A 15989-nucleotide genomic window follows, 5' to 3' on the forward strand; every position below is an offset into this window, starting at 1 on the left:
CCGCCTCGCACCTCGGAGTGAGGCGCGGATCACCGCTCGCGGGCCACCGGAGCTATTCCCGGTGACGCGGAGCCGAAACCCGCGGGAAACATTCTCACCGGGACGGATCGCCAGGACGCACAGCGCGCACGGCGCGCCCGTTATTCCCGCTTCGGGGGAAGTCTCCCCGGTGCATTTCTCCGGCAGTGGGCGGGATGCCCGGCGTGGGCGGAACGACCCGATCGGACGTGCGCCGCTACTCCAGCGCGGTGCCGAAGAGCGCGCCGAGCCCGTAGGTGACGCCGGCCGCCGCGGCGCCCAGGACGAGCTGCCGCAGCCCGCTGAACCACCACGGGCGGGCCGTCAGCCGGGCGACGACCGCGCCGCACAGGAAGAGCCCGACGAGCGCCACGGCGACCGCCGGCCACAGGGCCGTGGCGCCGAGCAGGTAGGGCAGGAGGGGCAGGACCGCGCCCACCGCGAAGGAGCCGAAGGACGAGACGGCGGCGACGGTGGGGGACGGCAGGTCGCCCGGATCGACGCCCAGCTCCTCGCGGGCGTGGATCTCCAGGGCCTGTTCGGGGTCGGCGGAGAGCTGGCGGGCGACCTCGCGGGCCAGCTCGGGCTCGACGCCGCGCCGGATGTAGACGTCGGTGAGCTCCGCCAGCTCGTCGGCGGGGTGCCGGCGCAGCTCCCGTCGTTCGACCTCTATCTCGGCCTCCACCAGCTCGCGCTGGGAGGCGACGGAGGTGTACTCGCCGGCCGCCATGGAGAACGCGCCGGCCGCGAGCCCGGCGAGGCCCGCGACCGCGACGGCGCGGGAGGACGCCGAGCTGCCGGCGACGCCGGCGATGAGGCCGAGGTTGGAGACCAGGCCGTCCATGGCTCCGAACACGGAGGGGCGGAGCCAGCCGCCGTTCACGTCGCGGTGGCTGTGGTGCGCTTCGGCGGAGACGGACACGGCAGGATCAGGCGGGCTTCACGGACGCCGGGTCGGCGTCGCCGTCCCCGGCTCCGGCCTTGGTCGCGGTGACGGTCTCGGCATCGGCCGGGGTGCCGTCGCCCTCCGGATCCCCCCGCTTCGCGAAGTCGACGGTCCGCTCCGTGCCCTCGGCGGTGTCCGCCGCCGGGTCGTCCGCCGCCCCGGCGGCACCGTCCGGCGCGTCGGTACCGGCGTCGGGCTCGACCGCCTCCTCACGGCCCGGCACCCGCCGGGCCGACACGACCAGGTAGACGACGGCCGCGGCGAAGACGAAGACGGACGTCCACTCGTTCAGGCGCAGGCCGAGGATGTGGTGCGCCTCGTCGATCCGGATGGACTCGATCCAGAACCGGCCGGCCGTGTACGCCGCGACGTAGAGGGCGAACGCCCGCCCGTGCCCGAGCCGGAACCTGCGGTCGGCCCACAGCACCAGCGCCCCCACGCCCAGGCACCACAGCGACTCGTACAGGAAGGTGGGGTGGAAGGTCCCGCTGTCGAGGCCGTTGTCGATCTCGACGGCCCACGGCAGGTCCGTGGGGCGGCCGTACAGCTCCTGGTTGAACCAGTTGCCCCAGCGGCCGATGGCCTGGGCGAAGGCGATGCCGGGGGCGATGGCGTCGGCCATGGGCGGCAGGGCGATGCCCCGGCGGCGGCACGCGACCCACACGCCGAGGGCGCCGCCGGCGATGGCGCCCCAGATGCCGATGCCGCCGTCCCAGATCTTGAACGCGTCGACCCAGTCGCGGCCCTCGCCGAAGTAGAGCTGGTGGTCGGTGACGACGTGGTAGACACGTGCGCCGACGAGCCCGGACGGGACCGCCCAGACGGCGATGTCGGCGACCGTCCCCTGCCTGCCTCCCCGTTCGACCCAGCGCCTGCCGCCGAGCCAGATGGCGAGGAAGACGCCGATGATGATGCACAGCGCGTACCCACGCAGCGGCAGCGGTCCGAGGTGGATCTCGCTCTCGCCGGGGCTGGGAATCGAGGCCAGGATCTCCATGGTGCCCCCGACGCTACCGTGCGGGGCGCCCGCGCGGTAATCCGCGGCCCCGCCCGGGGCAGCGCCGCCACGGGGCGCGCCCGTCGCGTCACCCGGAGTGCCGGATCGCCGGGCCGGGGCGGGCGGAAGGCGGTCAGAGACGGGCGAGGGCGCTGCACTCCTCCCCCGCCGGAGGCACGCCCTCACGGTCGTAGGGGTCGGTCGGGGGAGCGGTGTCCGCGGCGGCGTCGGGGCCGAAGCGCGGATTGAGGTAGCCGTCGGTCACGGCGCAGTCGTCGTTGCCCCGGTACACCTGCCATTGGAGCGGCCACACGGTCGCGGCGTGCCCGTCCGGGCGGGGAGCGGCGTGCACGGCGAAGTCGATGACGCGCCGGACGACGGCCCGGGTGGCGCGCTCGGAGCCGTCGGCCGCCCGCAGCGCGTAGACGAAGGTGTGGTCGGTGTGGATGATGGCGCCGCCGTCGGGCGCCGGTTCGGCCTCGGTGCGGCCCGCGACCTTGACGACATCGCCGAGCGTGCCGACGCGGTCCGGGTGGAATCGGCTGAGGAGCGCCGTCGGGTCGTGGTCGGGACCGGGGGCCGCGAGCGCCAGCTCCAGCCAGGCCGCGGCGTCGGAGGCGGGGTCGACGAGGGCGAGTGCCTCGTGCGGTGTCTCGCCGGCGAGGACGCCGGGGGCGAGATTGGTGCCGGCGAGGAAGGCGTGGATCAGGCGGACGGCCTCGTCCATCCGGGCCGCGGAGACACCGCCCACCGGCCCGGGGGGCGGCGCGTCGAGCCCGTCCCGGCCGTCGGCCCAGTCCGCGGCGGGCGTGCCGCGGAACGGCGCGTCGCGGGTGGGTCCCTCGGTCGCCGCCGGGGCGGCCGGCGCGTCCGGCGACGGGGTGACGGCCAGGGTGTCCGTGGCCGGCGGCCGGTCCGCGTCGGGGTCGGGCCGGTCGAGGACGAGCCCGGGCCGCAGGACGAGCGCGGTGATCGCGGCCGCGAGGAGCCCGAGGACCGGGCCGAGCCAGTCCGGCGGCCGCTTCCCCGTTCCGCCGTGCGCGCCGGTGGTCGGGGGACGCTTCGTCATCACGGCTGCACCTTCGTCGACGCACGGGGCCGGCACGCCCCGCCCATCGGCGGGGACCCGGGAGCAAGATCCTCCACGCCTTCACGTCTTCTCCGCAAGTCCGCCGCCGCACGGCCGGCCCGGCCCCGTCTCAGGCGCCGGCCAGCTCCTCGACGCGGGTGCGGAGGGTGTCGGGGGTCAGGGCCACCGACGCGTCGCTCCCGTAGATGTCCTCGCCGTCGAGGAGGACGGTGGGCGTCGCGTTGAAGTCGGACTGCATGAAGTCGGAGTTGACGCGGTTCACCCAGGAGTCGTGGGTGCCCTGCTCGACGCAGTCGCGGAAGACCGGGGTGTCCAGCCCCTCGATGTCGGCGGCCAGGTCGATGAGATGGTCCTTGTCGGCGAACGCGTCGTCCCGCTCGGACGGCTGGTGCGCGAAGAGCGTGTCGTGGTAGGCGGCGAAGGCGCCGGCGTCGCGGGCGCAGGCGGCGGCGTTGGCCGCGTTCTTGGAGCCGTCGCCGCCGATGTTGCCGTCGATGATGGAGACGGTGTGGTACTCGACGCGCAGGGATCCGGTGTCCGTCAGCTCGTGGATCGTGTCGCGGAAGGTCTGCTCGAACTGGCCGCAGGCGGGGCAGCGGAAGTCCTCGTAGACGGTGAGGGTGGCCGGGGCGTCGGTACGGCCGACGACGATCGGTTCGGCGGATCCGCCGCCGTTGTCGGCCTCGTCACCGCCGCCGGCGGCCACGACGCCGATGCCGGCCGCCGCGGCGAGGGCGACGACGGCGACGCCGCCGACCTTGACCGTGCGGGTCCGGCGCGCGCCGGCGGCCTCGCGTTCCCGTTCCGCCCGGAGCCGTTCCCGGGCGCTGCGCTTGCCTTCTCGGTTCTTCTCACTCACACCCGGGCCAACGAACAGGCGTCGGGCAGGACACGCTTCCGGCGGCAACCGGCGGGTCCGGTCGGCGGACTCCTGTCGAAGTGATGACAAGGTCCGCTCGGGCGGGGGTTCTGTCGTACCCATCACGTAGCGTGACGGCGTGAGTGTTTCTCATGGTGTCGGAGCTGCAGCGGCGGCCGTGCTGTTCGGCGCGGCTGCCTTGGTCGGCGCCGCCGTCAACGACGACAACGTGCTGCACATGCGGTGGCCGCCCGTGTCGGCACGCTGGGAGCCGCACTGGGGTCCCGGCACCCCCGTGGCCGTCGTGCTGGCGGTGCTGCTCGTGCTCTACGCGCTCGGGGTGGCGCGGCGGTTGCGGTGGCGGTGGATACCGGTGGCCGCCTGGGCGGCGTCGATGGCCTGGATCTGGGCGCTCGCGCTGGTGGACGGCCTGCACCGGGGCGTCACCGAACGGCTCGCCACCGGTGAGGAGTACGTGCCTGAGGTGGCGCGGATCGGCGACGTGGGCCACTTCCTGCGCACGTTCACCGATCACATCCCGCTGGGGGCGCCGGACAACTGGTCGGCGCACGTGGCGGGGCATCCCCCGGCGGCGACGCTGACGTTCGTGGTGCTGGACCGGGTGGGGCTCGGGGGCGGTGCGTGGGCCGCGGTGTTCTGTGTGACGACGGGGGCGAGCGCGGCGGCGGCCGTACTGGTGGCCGTGCGGGCCGTGGCGGGCACGGCGCTCGCGCGCCGGGCGGCGCCGTTCGTCGTCGTCGCGCCCGCCGCGGTGTGGCTCGGGGTGTCGGCGGACGCCTGGTTCGCCGCGGTCGGGGCGTGGGCGGTGGCGCTGCTCGCGCTCGCTGCGACGGGCGCGGTGCGGGCACCGTGGCTCGCGGCGCTCGGGGCCGGGGTGTTGTCCGGGCTCCTGCTGTACCTGTCGTACGGGCTCGCGCTGTTGGCGGTCCCGGGCGCGGCCGTGCTGGTCCTGGCCCGGACATGGCGGCCGCTGCCGTGGGTGGTGCTGGGCGTCCTGCCGTGGGTGGTGGGGTTCACGGCGGCGGGCTTCTGGTGGTTCGACGGCTGCTCGACGCTGGTGGAGCGGTACTACCAGGGGGTCGGCGGTGAGCGCCCGTACTGGTACTTCGTGTGGGCGAACGTGGTGGTGCAGGTCCTCACGGTGGGTCTCGCCACGTCGGCCGGGCTCGGCCGTCTCGCCTGCGCGGGGCGCACGGAGTGGCGAACGGGGCGGCGGGCCGGGCTGATCGCGCTGGTGGGCACGGCGTGCGTCGCGCTGCTCGTGGCGGACCTGTCGGGCATGAGCAAGGCCGAGACGGAGCGGATCTGGCTGCCGTTCGCCGTGTGGCTGCTGCCGGTCTGCGCGCTGCTCCCGGACCGCGGCTCCCGGTGGTGGCTCGCGGCGCAGGCCGCGCTGCCGCTCCTCGTGAACCACCTGCTGGTGACCCGGTGGTGAGCGGCGGCGGGTCGGGACCTCCGCTGGGGACGCCGTGGGCGGTGCTCGTACTGCTCCTCGGCCCGGTGAGAACGGCGCAGTGGTACCCGTGACCGTCCCCCTTCCGAGCGGTGCGTCGGGTGCGGCCTGCCCGGCCGTGAATGCATGCGAACCCCACCGGTCCGTCCCGGCGGCCAGCAGTTCGTCCACGATCGGGAGCCGACGGACCCGGCTCCTCCGTCACCGGGACGCGCGGTCACGTCATACCGGCCACCGTACGGGCGCGGGGCGGCCCCTCAGCGCTCGCTGCGGTCGGCCGCCGGCTGCTCCCACGGGACGCTGAGCCACGGGCTGTCCTGCTCGGTGGACAGCAGGCGGTGGGCGTCCCGCATCTCGGTGTACCAGTCACCGAACTCCTCGCTGTCGAAGTGGAGGCAGCGGCCGAGGACGTACCCGGCGGCGAAGTCCGACCAGGACCGGTGCACCTGGCGGGCGGCGGCTCCCGAGCGCAGCAGCAGCGTCTCCGCCTCGGCCGGGGTGGCGAAGCCCGCGCCGACGCCCCAGCGGGCCACGCCCGAGGCGCGTCCGATGTCCCACGCGGCGACGGACCTGACGCACTCGTCGGCGGCGAGCAGCCCGTCCGCGCGGAACCGCGCCTCGTAGCGGAGGACACGGCCGATGAGCTGCTGCACGAGGCCGAGGTCCGCGTCGAGGTCGAAGCCGGGCGGCCGGCCCGTCTCGTCGACGACCTCGGCGGTGCGGGAGACGATGACGCGCTCCGCCGTCTCGCGCCACTGGACCGCCCCCGGCATCCGGCCGGACTCCAGGATCATCGCCTGCCGCACGCGCAGCACGTACTCCCAGGCGGGGGGCAGGATCTCGCAGCGCAGGAGCCGTCCGGCGGTCTCCTGCCACTCGCGGCGGGAGCCGACGCCCCACCAGCGGCGCAGCAGCTTCCTGGCCTCGGAGTAGCCGCTGCTCTGCCAGCCGAGCTGATTCCACAGGAGGCCGTTGTGCACGAGCATGAGGGCGTCGCAGGCCATGCCGTGCGCGAGCGGGCCGGAACGGGGACCCTGCCAGAGGGTCTTGAGCCGCGGCTCGGGGGCGGCCGTCCGCGCGAGCTTGCGCCAGCGGCGCGGGGCGGCGGGGAGGAACGTCTCCAGGGGGGTGCCCGGGTTGACGGCGAGCCAGCGGGCCGGGCGGGGCCAGCGCCGGGCGAGGAGGGCGAGTTCAGTGCGTTCGTGGACGCGGCGTGCGGTGGGGGCGGTCAGCATGCCCCGGGTGTAGACGGGCATCGCCGGCCCCTTGAACCGGGGGTCGGTGAAGGGGATGAAGCGGACGCCGCCGGTGGCGTCGGCGATCTCGCGGGAGACGGGCAGGAACAGGTCGGTGCCGGACAGGAGCGCGAAGTAGGCGGACCAGTCCTCGGCGAGCGCGGCCTCGTACAGTGCTGCCTCGACCGCCGAAGGCGGCTGCCACGGTATGCCCTCCGCGGCCCCGTCGGTGCCCATGGGTCCCGACTGTACCGGAACGCGGCGCGCGGCCGCGTTCCGGTCTTCCCGTGCGGGAACGGGTGGTCAGCCGGTGCGGCGGGTGCCGGCGGCCAGGTCGGCGGCCAGCGCGCGGACGCCCGCGGGGGCGGCGGCCCGGTCGTCACCGGCCTCGTCGTACCGGCGGATGAACGCCGTTCCGACGATCACGCCGTCCGCGAAGGAGGCGACCTCCGCCGCCTGTGCGCGGTCGGAGACACCGAGGCCGACGCACACCGGCAGATCCGTCACGCCCTTGGTGCGGCGCACGAGGTCGGCCGCCCGGTCGCCCACCGAGGCGCGCAGGCCGGTGATGCCCATGACGGACGCCGCGTACACGAAGCCGCTGCCGGCCGCCGTGACGGCCCCGAGCCGCTCGTCCCGCGTGCTCGGCGCGACGACGAAGACGGTGGCGAGGCCGTGTTCGGCGGCGGCCTTGCGCCACTCGGCCGACTCCTCGACGGGCAGGTCGGGCAGGATGCAGCCCGCGCCGCCCACCGCGGCCAGTTCCCCGGCGAAGCGGGCGGCGCCGTAGCGGTCGACCGGGTTCCAGTACGTCATGCACAGGACGGGAACCCCGGTCCTGCGGTGGACCTCCCCGACCGTGCGGATCACGTCGGCGATCCGGACGCCGCCGCGCAGGGCCACGACGTCCGCGTGCTGGATGACGGGGCCGTCGAGCACCGGGTCGCTGTACGGCAGGCCGATCTCGATGACGTCGCAGCCGCCCTCGGCCATGGCGACGGCCGCCTCGATGCCGTCGTCCACGGTCGGGTAGCCGGCCGGGAAGTAGCCGATCAGCGCGGCGCGGTCCTCGGCGCGGGCCGCGGCCAGGGCGGCGGTGAGTCCGCGCTCGCCCGGCAGGGGGGTGGTGGGTCCGGTGCCGGCGCCGCTCATCGGCCGTTCTCCTCGTCGTAGAGCCCGAAGTAGCGGGCGGCGGTGTCCATGTCCTTGTCGCCGCGGCCGGAGAGGCTGACGACGACGAGCCCGTCCTCGCCCAGCTCGCGGCCGACGGCCAGGGCGCCGGCGAGGGCGTGCGCGGACTCGATGGCCGGGATGATGCCCTCGGTGCGGGACAGCAGGCGCAGCGCCTGCATCGCCTCGTCGTCGGTGACGGCGAGGTACTCGGCCCGCCCGCTGTCCTTCAGGTGCGAGTGCTCCGGGCCGATGCCCGGGTAGTCGAGGCCGGCGGAGATGGAGTACGGCTCGGTGATCTGCCCCTCGTCGTCCTGCAGGACGTAGGACCGCGAACCGTGCAGGATGCCCGGCTCGCCGACGGTCAGCGTCGCAGCGTGCTCGCCGGACTCGACGCCGCGGCCGCCGGCCTCGCAGCCGATGAGCCGCACGCCGGTGTCCGGGATGAACGCGTGGAACAGGCCGATGGCGTTCGAGCCGCCGCCGACGCACGCCACCACGGCGTCCGGGAGACGGCCGGCGCGCTCCTGCACCTGGCGGCGCGCCTCGACGCCGATGACGCGCTGGAAGTCGCGCACCAGGGCGGGGAACGGATGCGGACCCGCGACCGTGCCGAAGAGGTAGTGCGTGTCGTCCACGGTGGCGACCCAGGCGCGGAACGCCTCGTTCACCGCGTCCTTGAGGGTGCGGCTGCCGGACGTCACGGGGATGACCTCGGCGCCCAGGATGCGCATGCGGGCGACGTTGAGCGCCTGTCGCTGCGTGTCGATCTCGCCCATGTAGATGGTGCATTCGAGACCGAGGAGGGCGCACGCGGTGGCGGTGGCCACGCCGTGCTGGCCGGCGCCGGTCTCCGCGATGACGCGGCGCTTGCCCATGCGGCGGGTGAGGAGCGCCTGGCCGAGCACGTTGTTGATCTTGTGGGAGCCGGTGTGGTTCAGGTCCTCGCGCTTGAGGAACACGCGGGCGCCGCCGGCGTGCCCGGCGAACCTCGGCACCTCGGTGAGCGGGCTCGGGCGGCCGGCGTAGTGCTGGAACAGGTCGTCCAGCTCGGCGGCGAACGCGGGGTCGTTGCGCGCCTTCTCGTACTCCGCGGCGACCTCGTCGACGGCGGCGCGCAGGGCCTCGGGGATGAACGTCCCGCCGAAGGCGCCGAAGTAGCCGCCGGCCGTGAAGGCCGTGGCCTCGGGATCGGGATGGAAGAAGCGTGCGGACATGGGTGGGCGATGCCTCCTGCTGAAGGGGTGCTGACCGTGTGGGGACGCGGTACGGACGGCGGCACGGACGGGGCGCGGCTGAACGCCGCGGATCACCCGTGCCGGTGGCCGTACGGGGTCAGCGCCATCGCCGCCCGTTGATCTGGCCGGGCTCGCACCCGATGTGGTAGCGCACCCGGCGGCCGAGGACCCGGCGGGCGGGCGCCCGGCAGCCGCGGGGCCTGGCCCCGCGCTCCAGGCACGCGAAACCGCCGCCCGCGCGGGGGCGGGCGGTCTCGCGGAGCCGGTTCGGCGTCGGCATGGCCCCGGTCAGCGGCCCTGCCGCAGCGCGGGGTGGGCGCCGGCCGCCACGAGGTCCGCCACGGCGGTCCTCGGGTCCCGGCCGGTGACCAGGGACTCGCCCACGAGGACGGCGTCGGCGCCGTCGTGGGCGTAGGCGATGAGGTCGTGCGGCCCGCGCACGCCGGACTCGGCGACCTTGACGATGTGGTCGGGGATCTCGGGGGCGACCCGGGCGAAGGTGGAGCGGTCCACCTCCAGCGTCTTCAGGTCGCGGGCGTTGACGCCGATGACGCGGGCGCCGGCGTCCACCGCGCGGTCGACCTCGTCCTCGTCGTGGACCTCGACCAGGGGCGTCAGGCCGATGGACTCGGCGCGCTCCACGAGGGACACGAGGGCGTCCTGCTCCAGCGCGGCCACGATCAGCAGCACGATGTCGGCGCCGTGCGCGCGGGCCTCCCAGAGCTGGTAGGAGGTGACGATGAAGTCCTTGCGCAGCAGCGGCGTGTCCACCCGGGCGCGGACGGCTGCGAGGTCGTCCAGGGATCCGCCGAAGCGGCGGCGCTCGGTCAGCACGGAGATCGCGGCGGCGCCGCCCGCCGCGTAGTCGGCGGCGAGAGCGGCCGGGTCGGCGATGGCGGCGAGGGCGCCCTTGGAGGGGCTGGAGCGCTTGACCTCGCAGATGACGGCGACGCCGTCGCCCCTGAGGGCGGCCACCCCGTCCCGCGCGGGCGGCGCGGCGGCGGCCCTGGCCTTGAGGTCGTCCAGGGCGACGCGGCCCTGGCGCTCGGCGAGGTCGGCACGGACTCCGTCGATGATCTCGTCGAGCACACTCATGCGACGGGTCCTTTCGGTCGAGGGGGCTGCGCGGCCTGTCGGGGGCCTGACACAGGCATCGGACACATCGATGGTATCCGGCCGCCGGGGCTGCCCCCGCCCCCGGCGGCCGCCCCGGCCGTCAGGGGGTCAGGAGGGCGCCGGGGGGCAGGTTGCGCAGCACCGTGAAGAGCACGGCGACGGCGGCCGCCCCGCGCAGGAAGGCGCGCGGTGACGGAGCGGAGGGGAGCACTCTGCCGCGTGCCGCGTATGTGACGAAGGAGACTGCGGCGGCCACGCATCCGGCGACCAGCAGGGCGTTGCACCTGAGTGCGGTGAGCGGGTCCCCGTGCAGCAGCGCGTGGGCGCCGCGCAGGCCGCCGCAGCCCGGGCAGTACAGGCCGGTGAGGGCCAGGACCGGGCAGGCGGGATGGCGGCCCGGGACGGTGGGATCGGCGAGGGCGATCCAGCAGGACGCCGCGATGACGGCGGCGAGCGCGACCGTCAGGGACGCGAGCCGCCGCGGGAGGGGCGGGACGGGGGGCGGTGACTCCACCCGCCCAGGATCGGACCGGCGCGCGCCCCGGCGGGGCGGACACACCGGCCGCGGGTCGCCCGCACCCGGGGAGCGGCGCGGGGTGCGGGCGGCGGACGGCGTGTCAGCGGGCGGCGGCGGCCTGCTCCTGCACGTCCTCGTCGGTGGCGGCGCGGCCCTCGGTCAGGGCGTCGCTGTGCCGGCCGGTCTTCTCCGCCTCGACCGCGCGGGCGGCCGCGTGGCCGTGCTGCCCGTCCTCGACCTGCTGCTGGCCGTAGCCCATGACGCGCAGCACGAGACCCGCGAGCGCGGCGATGGCGAGGATCACGCCGGAGGCCACGACACCCCAGGGCTGGGCCTGGATGATGAAGTAGCTGCCGGCGCCGAACCCGATGAAGGCGATCACGACACCGGTCCAGGCGGCAGGGCTGTTGCCGTGGTGGTACTTGTCCGCCATTTCTGATAATCCTCCTGGCTCAGGAATCGTGGATGTCCGATGAACAACACCCACGGTCCATTGTGGCAGCCGCGTCCGGAACGCCCGGACGGGGTCCGAAGTCCCGTATCAGGTCGGGTCCTCGCCGCGGTCGAGGGCGCGCCAGATGTTCTCCGGCCGGTCGGGGTCGCCCGCCGGACGGGGCACACGGCGGGCCGTGCGCGCCGTGCGCCGGCCACCGCGCTCGTAACGGCCGGACATGGCGGGCCACTGCGTGCCGTAGCTCAGCGCCAGCAGGCCCGCGCAAAGCAGCAGCAGGCCTCCCAGCGCCGACACCCACGGCCAGCCGGTGTGGCCCACGCCGGCGACGGCCGCCTCCGTGAGCCCGATCACCTCGCCCGCGTGCCGCTCCAGGGCGTCGGTGTCGCCCGCGCCGAGCAGCGCCGCGCCGATCGCGCCCGCGCCGCTGAGCGCGAGGACCGCGGCGACGACGACACGGCCGGCGCCGCGCACCGCGAACACGGCGACCAGCGCGGCCAGGCCGACGAGCGCCAGAGCACTGGGCACGCCGGAGACCGCGCTGCCGCTCGCGGAGACGGGCAGGCTGACGCCGCTGTTCGAGGCGTCGCCGCTGCTCCAGGTCTGGCCCGCGGCGATCAGGACGAGCGCGGCACCGGCCGCGCCGCTGAGCAGCGCGCCCGCGAGCGCGCGGCGCGGTGCACTCGACGTCCTCTGACTGTCGCCGCCGGCGGGGTCACGCTTCACCCCTCCACGCTACCGCGCAGCTTCCCGGCCGCGGCGACCGCCCTGAGAACGGCTGACGCCTTGTTGCGGCACTCGGTGTCCTCGGCGGCCGGGTCGGAGTCGGCGACGACGCCGGCGCCCGCCTGGACGTAGGCCGTGCCGTCGCGCAGCAGCGCGGTGCGGATGGCGATGGCGGTGTCCGCGTCGCCGGCGAAGTCGAGGTAGCCGACGCAGCCGCCGTACACGCCGCGGCGGGTCGGCTCCAGCTCCTCGATGATCTGCAGCGCCCTCGGCTTCGGCGCCCCGGAGAGGGTGCCGGCGGGGAAGCAGGCGGTGAGGGCGTCGAAGGCCGTGCGGTCCTCGGCGAGGCGGCCGGTGACGGTGGACACGATGTGCATGACGTGGCTGTAGCGCTCGACCGACATGAAGTCGACGACCTCGACGGTGCCGGGGGCGCAGACGCGGCCGAGGTCGTTGCGGCCGAGGTCGACCAGCATCAGGTGCTCGGCGCGTTCCTTCGGGTCGGCGAGCAGCTCCTCGCCGAGCGCGGCGTCCTCCTGCGGGGTGGCACCGCGCGGGCGGGTGCCGGCGATGGGGTGCAGCAGGGCGCGGCCGTCGGTGACCTTGACGAGCGCCTCCGGGCTGGAGCCGACGACGTCGAAACCGCTCCCGCCGTCACCGTCGCCGGCGAACCGGAAGAGGTACATGTACGGGCTGGGGTTCGTGGCGCGCAGGACCCGGTAGACGTCGAGGGCGGGGGCGGCGCACGGCATCTCGAAACGCTGGGACGGGACGACCTGGAACGCGTCGCCGGCCCGGATGTACTCCTTGACCGTCTCGACGGCCGACCGGTAGGCGGCACCGCCCGACCGCGCGGTGAACGGCGGCAGTTCGGACGGCGGGAGGACGGCCGGCGGCGCGGCGGGCGCGGGGCGGGAGAGGTCGGCCGTCATCGCGTCGAGACGGGCGACGGCGTCGGCCCACGCCTCGTCCACGCCGGTGGCCAGGTCGTTGTGGTTGATGGCGTTGGCGATGAGGAGGACCGTGCCGTCGCGGTGGTCGAGGACCGCGAGGTCGGAGGCCAGCAGCATGGTCAGCTCGGGCAGGCGCAGGTCGTCCTCGGCGCTGTCGCCGACCGACTCAAGGCGGCGGACGATGTCGTAGCCGAGGTAGCCGACCATGCCGCCGGTGAAGGGCGGCAGTTCGGGGTCGCGCGGGGTGTGCAGGGCGCGCAGCGTCTCCCGGAGGACGTGCAGCGGGTCGCCGTCGGTGGGGACGGAGACGGGCGGGGTACCGAGCCAGTGGGCGCGTCCGTCGCGGACGGTGAGGGCGGCGGAGCTGCGGACACCGATGAACGAGTAGCGGGACCAGGTGCGGCCGTTCTCCGCGGATTCGAGGAGGAACGTGCCGGGCCGCTCGCCGGCGAGCCTGCGGTACAGCGCGATGGGGGTGTCGCCGTCTGCGAGGAGCCGGCGGGTGACCGGGATGACCCGGCGGTCCTTGGCGAGCACCCGGAAGCGGTCGAGGTCCATGGGCGGTCAGCCTACTGTGCCGGGGCGGGCGCGCCGTCGGCCAGCGGGAGCGAACCGGCGTCGAAGCAGGTGCGGTCGCCGGTGTGGCAGGCGCCGCCGACCTGGTCGACCTTGACGAGCACGGTGTCGCCGTCGCAGTCGAGCGCGACGGACTTGACGTACTGCACGTGGCCGGAGGTGTCGCCCTTCACCCAGTACTCCCGGCGGCTGCGGCTCCAGTAGGTGCAGCGGCCGGTGGTGAGCGTGCGCCGCAGGGCCTCGTCGTCCATCCAGCCGAGCATGAGCACCTCACCGGTGTCGTACTGCTGGGCGATGGCGGCGACGAGCCCGTCCGCCGTCCGCTTGAGGCGGGCGGCGACGGCCGGGTCGAGAGCGGGGGCGTCGGACATGCCCCCCATTCTGCCGTGCCCGGGGCGGCGGCCCGGGCGCAGCGTACCGGGCCGCGGGGGTGCCCAGCGTCTACAGTTGCGGCATGTCTACCCATGCCAAGCGTGAACGTCTGCTGCTCGCCGAACTCTTGGAGAACGCGGGACCGGACGCCCCCACCCTGTGCGAGGGCTGGCGGACCCGTGACCTGGCCGCGCACCTGGTGGTGCGGGAGCGGCGGCCGGACGCCGCGGGCGGACTGGTGATCAAGCCCCTGGCGGCCCGGGGCGAGCGGGTGCGGAACGAGTTCGCCGCCCGGCCGTACGACGAGCTGGTGCAGTTGTTCCGCGGCGGGCCGCCGCGGGTGTCGCCGTTCTCGCTGAAGCAGATCGACGAGGCGGCGAACACGGTGGAGTTCTTCATCCACGGCGAGGATGTGCGGCGAGCCGGCACGGACTGGGCACCGCGCGAGATCGACACCGTCTTCGCCACGACGCTGTGGCGGCGCCTGGAGACGGCCGGCCGGATCATGGGCCGCCGCTGCCCCGTCGGCCTGGTGCTGCGCCGCCCCAACGGGCAGACCGTCGTCGCGCACCGGGGCGCGCCCGTCGTGACGGTCACGGGGGACACGGCCGAGCTGCTCCTGTACGCCTCGGGGCGCCAGGACTCGGCGAGGGTCACGGAGGAGGGCGACCCGGGCGCCGTCGCGCAGGTACGGGCGGCCCGGCTCGGGCTCGGCTGACGTCCGGCGCCCTCCCGCTCCCCCGCTCCCCGCGCAACGCCCGCGCCGCCGGCTCACACCGGGCGGCGCGGGCGTCGTGCCGTGCCGTGCGCCGGCCGGTCGGCGCTCGACCGACGGTCCGTCACACGTTCGGTGTGCCGGGGGTGTTGACATAGCCGGCCGGCCCGGGCGACTCTTCCGGCGACCCCGGGAACGTGCGTGCCGCCCGGGCGCCAGCTGTGAATGAATCGATTCACGGCCTCCGTACCCAGCACACGGGAGTGATGGATGGCAGGACTCCGCAGAGCCGCAGCTACCCTCCTGGCCGGCCTGGTCTCGGCCGTGGCCGCCGCCGTCGCGCTGCCGGGCACCGCAGCCGCGGCGGACGCAGGACCGACGGTCTACATCGCGAGCGACTCGACCGCCCAGACGTACACCGACGCCTACGCCCCCCAGACCGGCTGGGGCCAGGTGATCGACCGCTTCTTCTCCGACGACGTGACGGTCGCGAACCACGCGATCGGCGGGCGCAGTTCCCGCTCGTTCGTCGAGCAGGGGCGGCTGCAGACGATCCTGGACCGGATCCAGCCGGGCGACTACCTGTTCGTGCAGTTCGGGCACAACGACGCCTCGTCCACGATCCCGGACCGCTACACGCCGCCGGACGACTTCAAGGAGTACCTGCGCGACGACTACATCGCCGGTGCCCGCGCCCGCGGCGCCACTCCGGTGATCATCACACCTGTCTCGCGCCGGGACTACGCCGCGGCGACGGGCCTGTTCAACGTGTCCTTCCCCGCGTACGTGCAGGCGGCGACCGAGGTCGCGCGGGAGGAGGGCGTCCCGCTGATCGACCTGTCGGCGTCGAGCCGCGCCTACCTGGACTCGATCGGCCCCGAGGCCGCGAAGGACGTCTTCCTGCACACCGATCCGGGCGAGTACCCGAACCGTCCGGACGGCACCGCCGACAACACCCATTTCCAGACCTACGGCGCGCTGCAGATGGCCCGCCTCATCGCACGCGAGGCGGCGTCCGAGGGGCTTCCGCTGTCCGCGCACGTCCTCGACACGGTCTCCGACGTGTACGACTTCGGCCACTCCGGCTCCCCCGTCGCGTCCTCCTACACAAGCGTCACCGCGTCGACGGCCTACACGGCGCAGCGCGGGTACGGCCTGGCGGACCACAGCGGGGCGATCGAGCGTGACCGCGGCACGGCGATGAACGCGCTGGACCGGGACTTCGTGGCCCGTTTCAACGCCCCTTACGCCTTCCGCGCGGATGTCCCCGACGGCGTCTACGACGTGCGGGTGTCGGCGGGCGACGCCGGCGGTTCGGCCCGGACGAACGTCACCGCGGAGGGGACCGTCTCCGGCCGCCTCGCTCCCTCCTCCGGGACGGCGATGTCCCTGACGCTGAGCGGCGTCACGGTGACGGACGGACGGCTCGACCTCGCGGTGTCCGGCGAGACCGGGCACCTGAACGCCGTGGAGATCCTGCCCGCGGCCTGACCCGAGACCGGTCCGGGCGCCCACGGCCCCCAACACCCCGCGGGG

Annotated in this window: 17 protein-coding genes; 3 read left to right on the forward strand and 14 right to left on the reverse strand. The window is 74.9% G+C overall.

Annotated features, from left to right (window positions below; genetic code table 11):
- Window positions 1-235: 235 nt before the first annotated feature.
- The 4 genes from EMA09_RS04740 to EMA09_RS04755 form a co-directional block, all read right to left on the reverse strand.
- The gene (locus tag EMA09_RS04740) at window positions 236-940 is read right to left on the reverse strand and encodes a VIT1/CCC1 transporter family protein (protein WP_129839185.1); all 705 of its coding nucleotides are present in this window, start codon (window positions 938-940) and stop codon (window positions 236-238) included.
- 7 nt (window positions 941-947) lie between these two features.
- Entirely contained in the window at window positions 948-1961 is a 1014-nt protein-coding gene (gene lgt, locus EMA09_RS04745) for a prolipoprotein diacylglyceryl transferase (protein WP_129839187.1), read from the reverse strand.
- A gap of 133 nt (window positions 1962-2094) precedes the next feature.
- On the reverse strand, window positions 2095-3030 hold the full coding sequence (locus EMA09_RS04750; RefSeq protein WP_129839189.1) for a hypothetical protein: 936 nt from the start codon (window positions 3028-3030) through the stop codon (window positions 2095-2097).
- Between the two features lie 130 nt (window positions 3031-3160).
- Window positions 3161-3910, reverse strand: coding sequence for a thioredoxin domain-containing protein (locus EMA09_RS04755; RefSeq protein WP_168220637.1), 750 nt, complete (start codon window positions 3908-3910; stop codon window positions 3161-3163).
- Window positions 3911-4049: 139 nt separating this feature from the next.
- Between EMA09_RS04755 and EMA09_RS04760 the strand changes: the two genes are divergently transcribed.
- Window positions 4050-5366: a hypothetical protein gene (locus EMA09_RS04760; RefSeq protein WP_129839193.1), complete on the forward strand. Its 1317-nt coding sequence runs from the start codon at window positions 4050-4052 to the stop codon at window positions 5364-5366.
- A gap of 275 nt (window positions 5367-5641) precedes the next feature.
- Here the strand turns inward: EMA09_RS04760 and EMA09_RS04765 are convergent, their stop codons facing one another.
- The 10 genes from EMA09_RS04765 to hisI form a co-directional block, all read right to left on the reverse strand.
- On the reverse strand, window positions 5642-6856 hold the full coding sequence (locus EMA09_RS04765) for a DUF1266 domain-containing protein (protein WP_129839194.1): 1215 nt from the start codon (window positions 6854-6856) through the stop codon (window positions 5642-5644).
- Between the two features lie 66 nt (window positions 6857-6922).
- Window positions 6923-7771, reverse strand: coding sequence for a tryptophan synthase subunit alpha (gene trpA / locus EMA09_RS04770; RefSeq protein WP_129839196.1), 849 nt, complete (start codon window positions 7769-7771; stop codon window positions 6923-6925).
- Window positions 7768-9006, reverse strand: coding sequence for a tryptophan synthase subunit beta (gene trpB / locus EMA09_RS04775; RefSeq protein ID WP_129839198.1), 1239 nt, complete (start codon window positions 9004-9006; stop codon window positions 7768-7770). The genes trpA and trpB overlap by 4 nt, the downstream gene beginning before the upstream one ends.
- A 118-nt stretch (window positions 9007-9124) precedes the next feature.
- On the reverse strand, window positions 9125-9307 hold the full coding sequence (locus EMA09_RS04780) for a hypothetical protein (RefSeq protein ID WP_129839200.1): 183 nt from the start codon (window positions 9305-9307) through the stop codon (window positions 9125-9127).
- Between the two features lie 8 nt (window positions 9308-9315).
- Window positions 9316-10122: an indole-3-glycerol phosphate synthase TrpC gene (trpC, locus tag EMA09_RS04785; RefSeq protein WP_129839202.1), complete on the reverse strand. Its 807-nt coding sequence runs from the start codon at window positions 10120-10122 to the stop codon at window positions 9316-9318.
- Window positions 10123-10243: 121 nt separating this feature from the next.
- Complete coding sequence (locus tag EMA09_RS04790) at window positions 10244-10657, reverse strand: DUF2752 domain-containing protein (RefSeq protein ID WP_129839204.1); 414 nt, start codon at window positions 10655-10657, stop codon at window positions 10244-10246.
- A 103-nt stretch (window positions 10658-10760) separates the two neighbouring features.
- Window positions 10761-11093 carry an HGxxPAAW family protein gene (locus EMA09_RS28590; RefSeq protein ID WP_206305901.1) on the reverse strand — a complete coding sequence of 111 codons (333 nt, stop codon included), beginning with the start codon at window positions 11091-11093 and terminating at the stop codon, window positions 10761-10763.
- Window positions 11094-11201: 108 nt separating this feature from the next.
- Window positions 11202-11837: a TIGR02234 family membrane protein gene (locus EMA09_RS04800; RefSeq protein WP_129839206.1), complete on the reverse strand. Its 636-nt coding sequence runs from the start codon at window positions 11835-11837 to the stop codon at window positions 11202-11204.
- Window positions 11834-13348, reverse strand: a complete 1515-nt coding sequence (locus EMA09_RS04805) for an anthranilate synthase component I (protein ID WP_129839208.1) — start codon at window positions 13346-13348, stop codon at window positions 11834-11836. Before EMA09_RS04805 ends, EMA09_RS04800 begins: the two co-directional genes overlap by 4 nt.
- An 11-nt stretch (window positions 13349-13359) precedes the next feature.
- Entirely contained in the window at window positions 13360-13737 is a 378-nt protein-coding gene (gene hisI, locus EMA09_RS04810) for a phosphoribosyl-AMP cyclohydrolase (protein ID WP_240796230.1), read from the reverse strand.
- Between the two features lie 83 nt (window positions 13738-13820).
- Here hisI and EMA09_RS04815 point away from each other — a divergent pair, with 83 nt between their 5' ends.
- Window positions 13821-14456: a TIGR03085 family metal-binding protein gene (locus EMA09_RS04815; protein WP_129839212.1), complete on the forward strand. Its 636-nt coding sequence runs from the start codon at window positions 13821-13823 to the stop codon at window positions 14454-14456.
- A gap of 267 nt (window positions 14457-14723) precedes the next feature.
- Complete coding sequence (locus EMA09_RS04820; protein WP_129839214.1) at window positions 14724-15944, forward strand: GDSL-type esterase/lipase family protein; 1221 nt, start codon at window positions 14724-14726, stop codon at window positions 15942-15944.
- Window positions 15945-15989: the final 45 nt, after the last annotated feature.

It is taken from the genome of Streptomyces sp. RFCAC02 (assembly GCF_004193175.1).
GTDB lineage: Bacteria > Actinomycetota > Actinomycetes > Streptomycetales > Streptomycetaceae > Streptomyces.

Bases quoted from the DNA above. Each gene is read 5' to 3' on its own strand.
- lgt (WP_129839187.1), bottom strand. From the start codon at position 1,961: ATGGAGATCCTGGCCTCGATTCCCAGCCCCGGCGAGAGCGAGATCCAC.
- EMA09_RS04750 (WP_129839189.1), bottom strand. From the start codon at position 3,030: ATGACGAAGCGTCCCCCGACCACCGGCGCGCACGGCGGAACGGGGAAG.
- EMA09_RS04765 (WP_129839194.1), bottom strand. From the start codon at position 6,856: ATGGGCACCGACGGGGCCGCGGAGGGCATACCGTGGCAGCCGCCTTCG.
- trpA (WP_129839196.1), bottom strand. From the start codon at position 7,771: ATGAGCGGCGCCGGCACCGGACCCACCACCCCCCTGCCGGGCGAGCGC.
- trpB (WP_129839198.1), bottom strand. From the start codon at position 9,006: ATGTCCGCACGCTTCTTCCATCCCGATCCCGAGGCCACGGCCTTCACG.
- EMA09_RS04780 (WP_129839200.1), bottom strand. From the start codon at position 9,307: ATGCCGACGCCGAACCGGCTCCGCGAGACCGCCCGCCCCCGCGCGGGC.
- trpC (WP_129839202.1), bottom strand. From the start codon at position 10,122: ATGAGTGTGCTCGACGAGATCATCGACGGAGTCCGTGCCGACCTCGCC.
- EMA09_RS28590 (WP_206305901.1), bottom strand. From the start codon at position 11,093: ATGGCGGACAAGTACCACCACGGCAACAGCCCTGCCGCCTGGACCGGT.
- EMA09_RS04805 (WP_129839208.1), bottom strand. From the start codon at position 13,348: ATGGACCTCGACCGCTTCCGGGTGCTCGCCAAGGACCGCCGGGTCATC.
- hisI (WP_240796230.1), bottom strand. From the start codon at position 13,737: ATGTCCGACGCCCCCGCTCTCGACCCGGCCGTCGCCGCCCGCCTCAAG.
- EMA09_RS04815 (WP_129839212.1), top strand. From the start codon at position 13,821: ATGTCTACCCATGCCAAGCGTGAACGTCTGCTGCTCGCCGAACTCTTG.
- EMA09_RS04820 (WP_129839214.1), top strand. From the start codon at position 14,724: ATGGCAGGACTCCGCAGAGCCGCAGCTACCCTCCTGGCCGGCCTGGTC.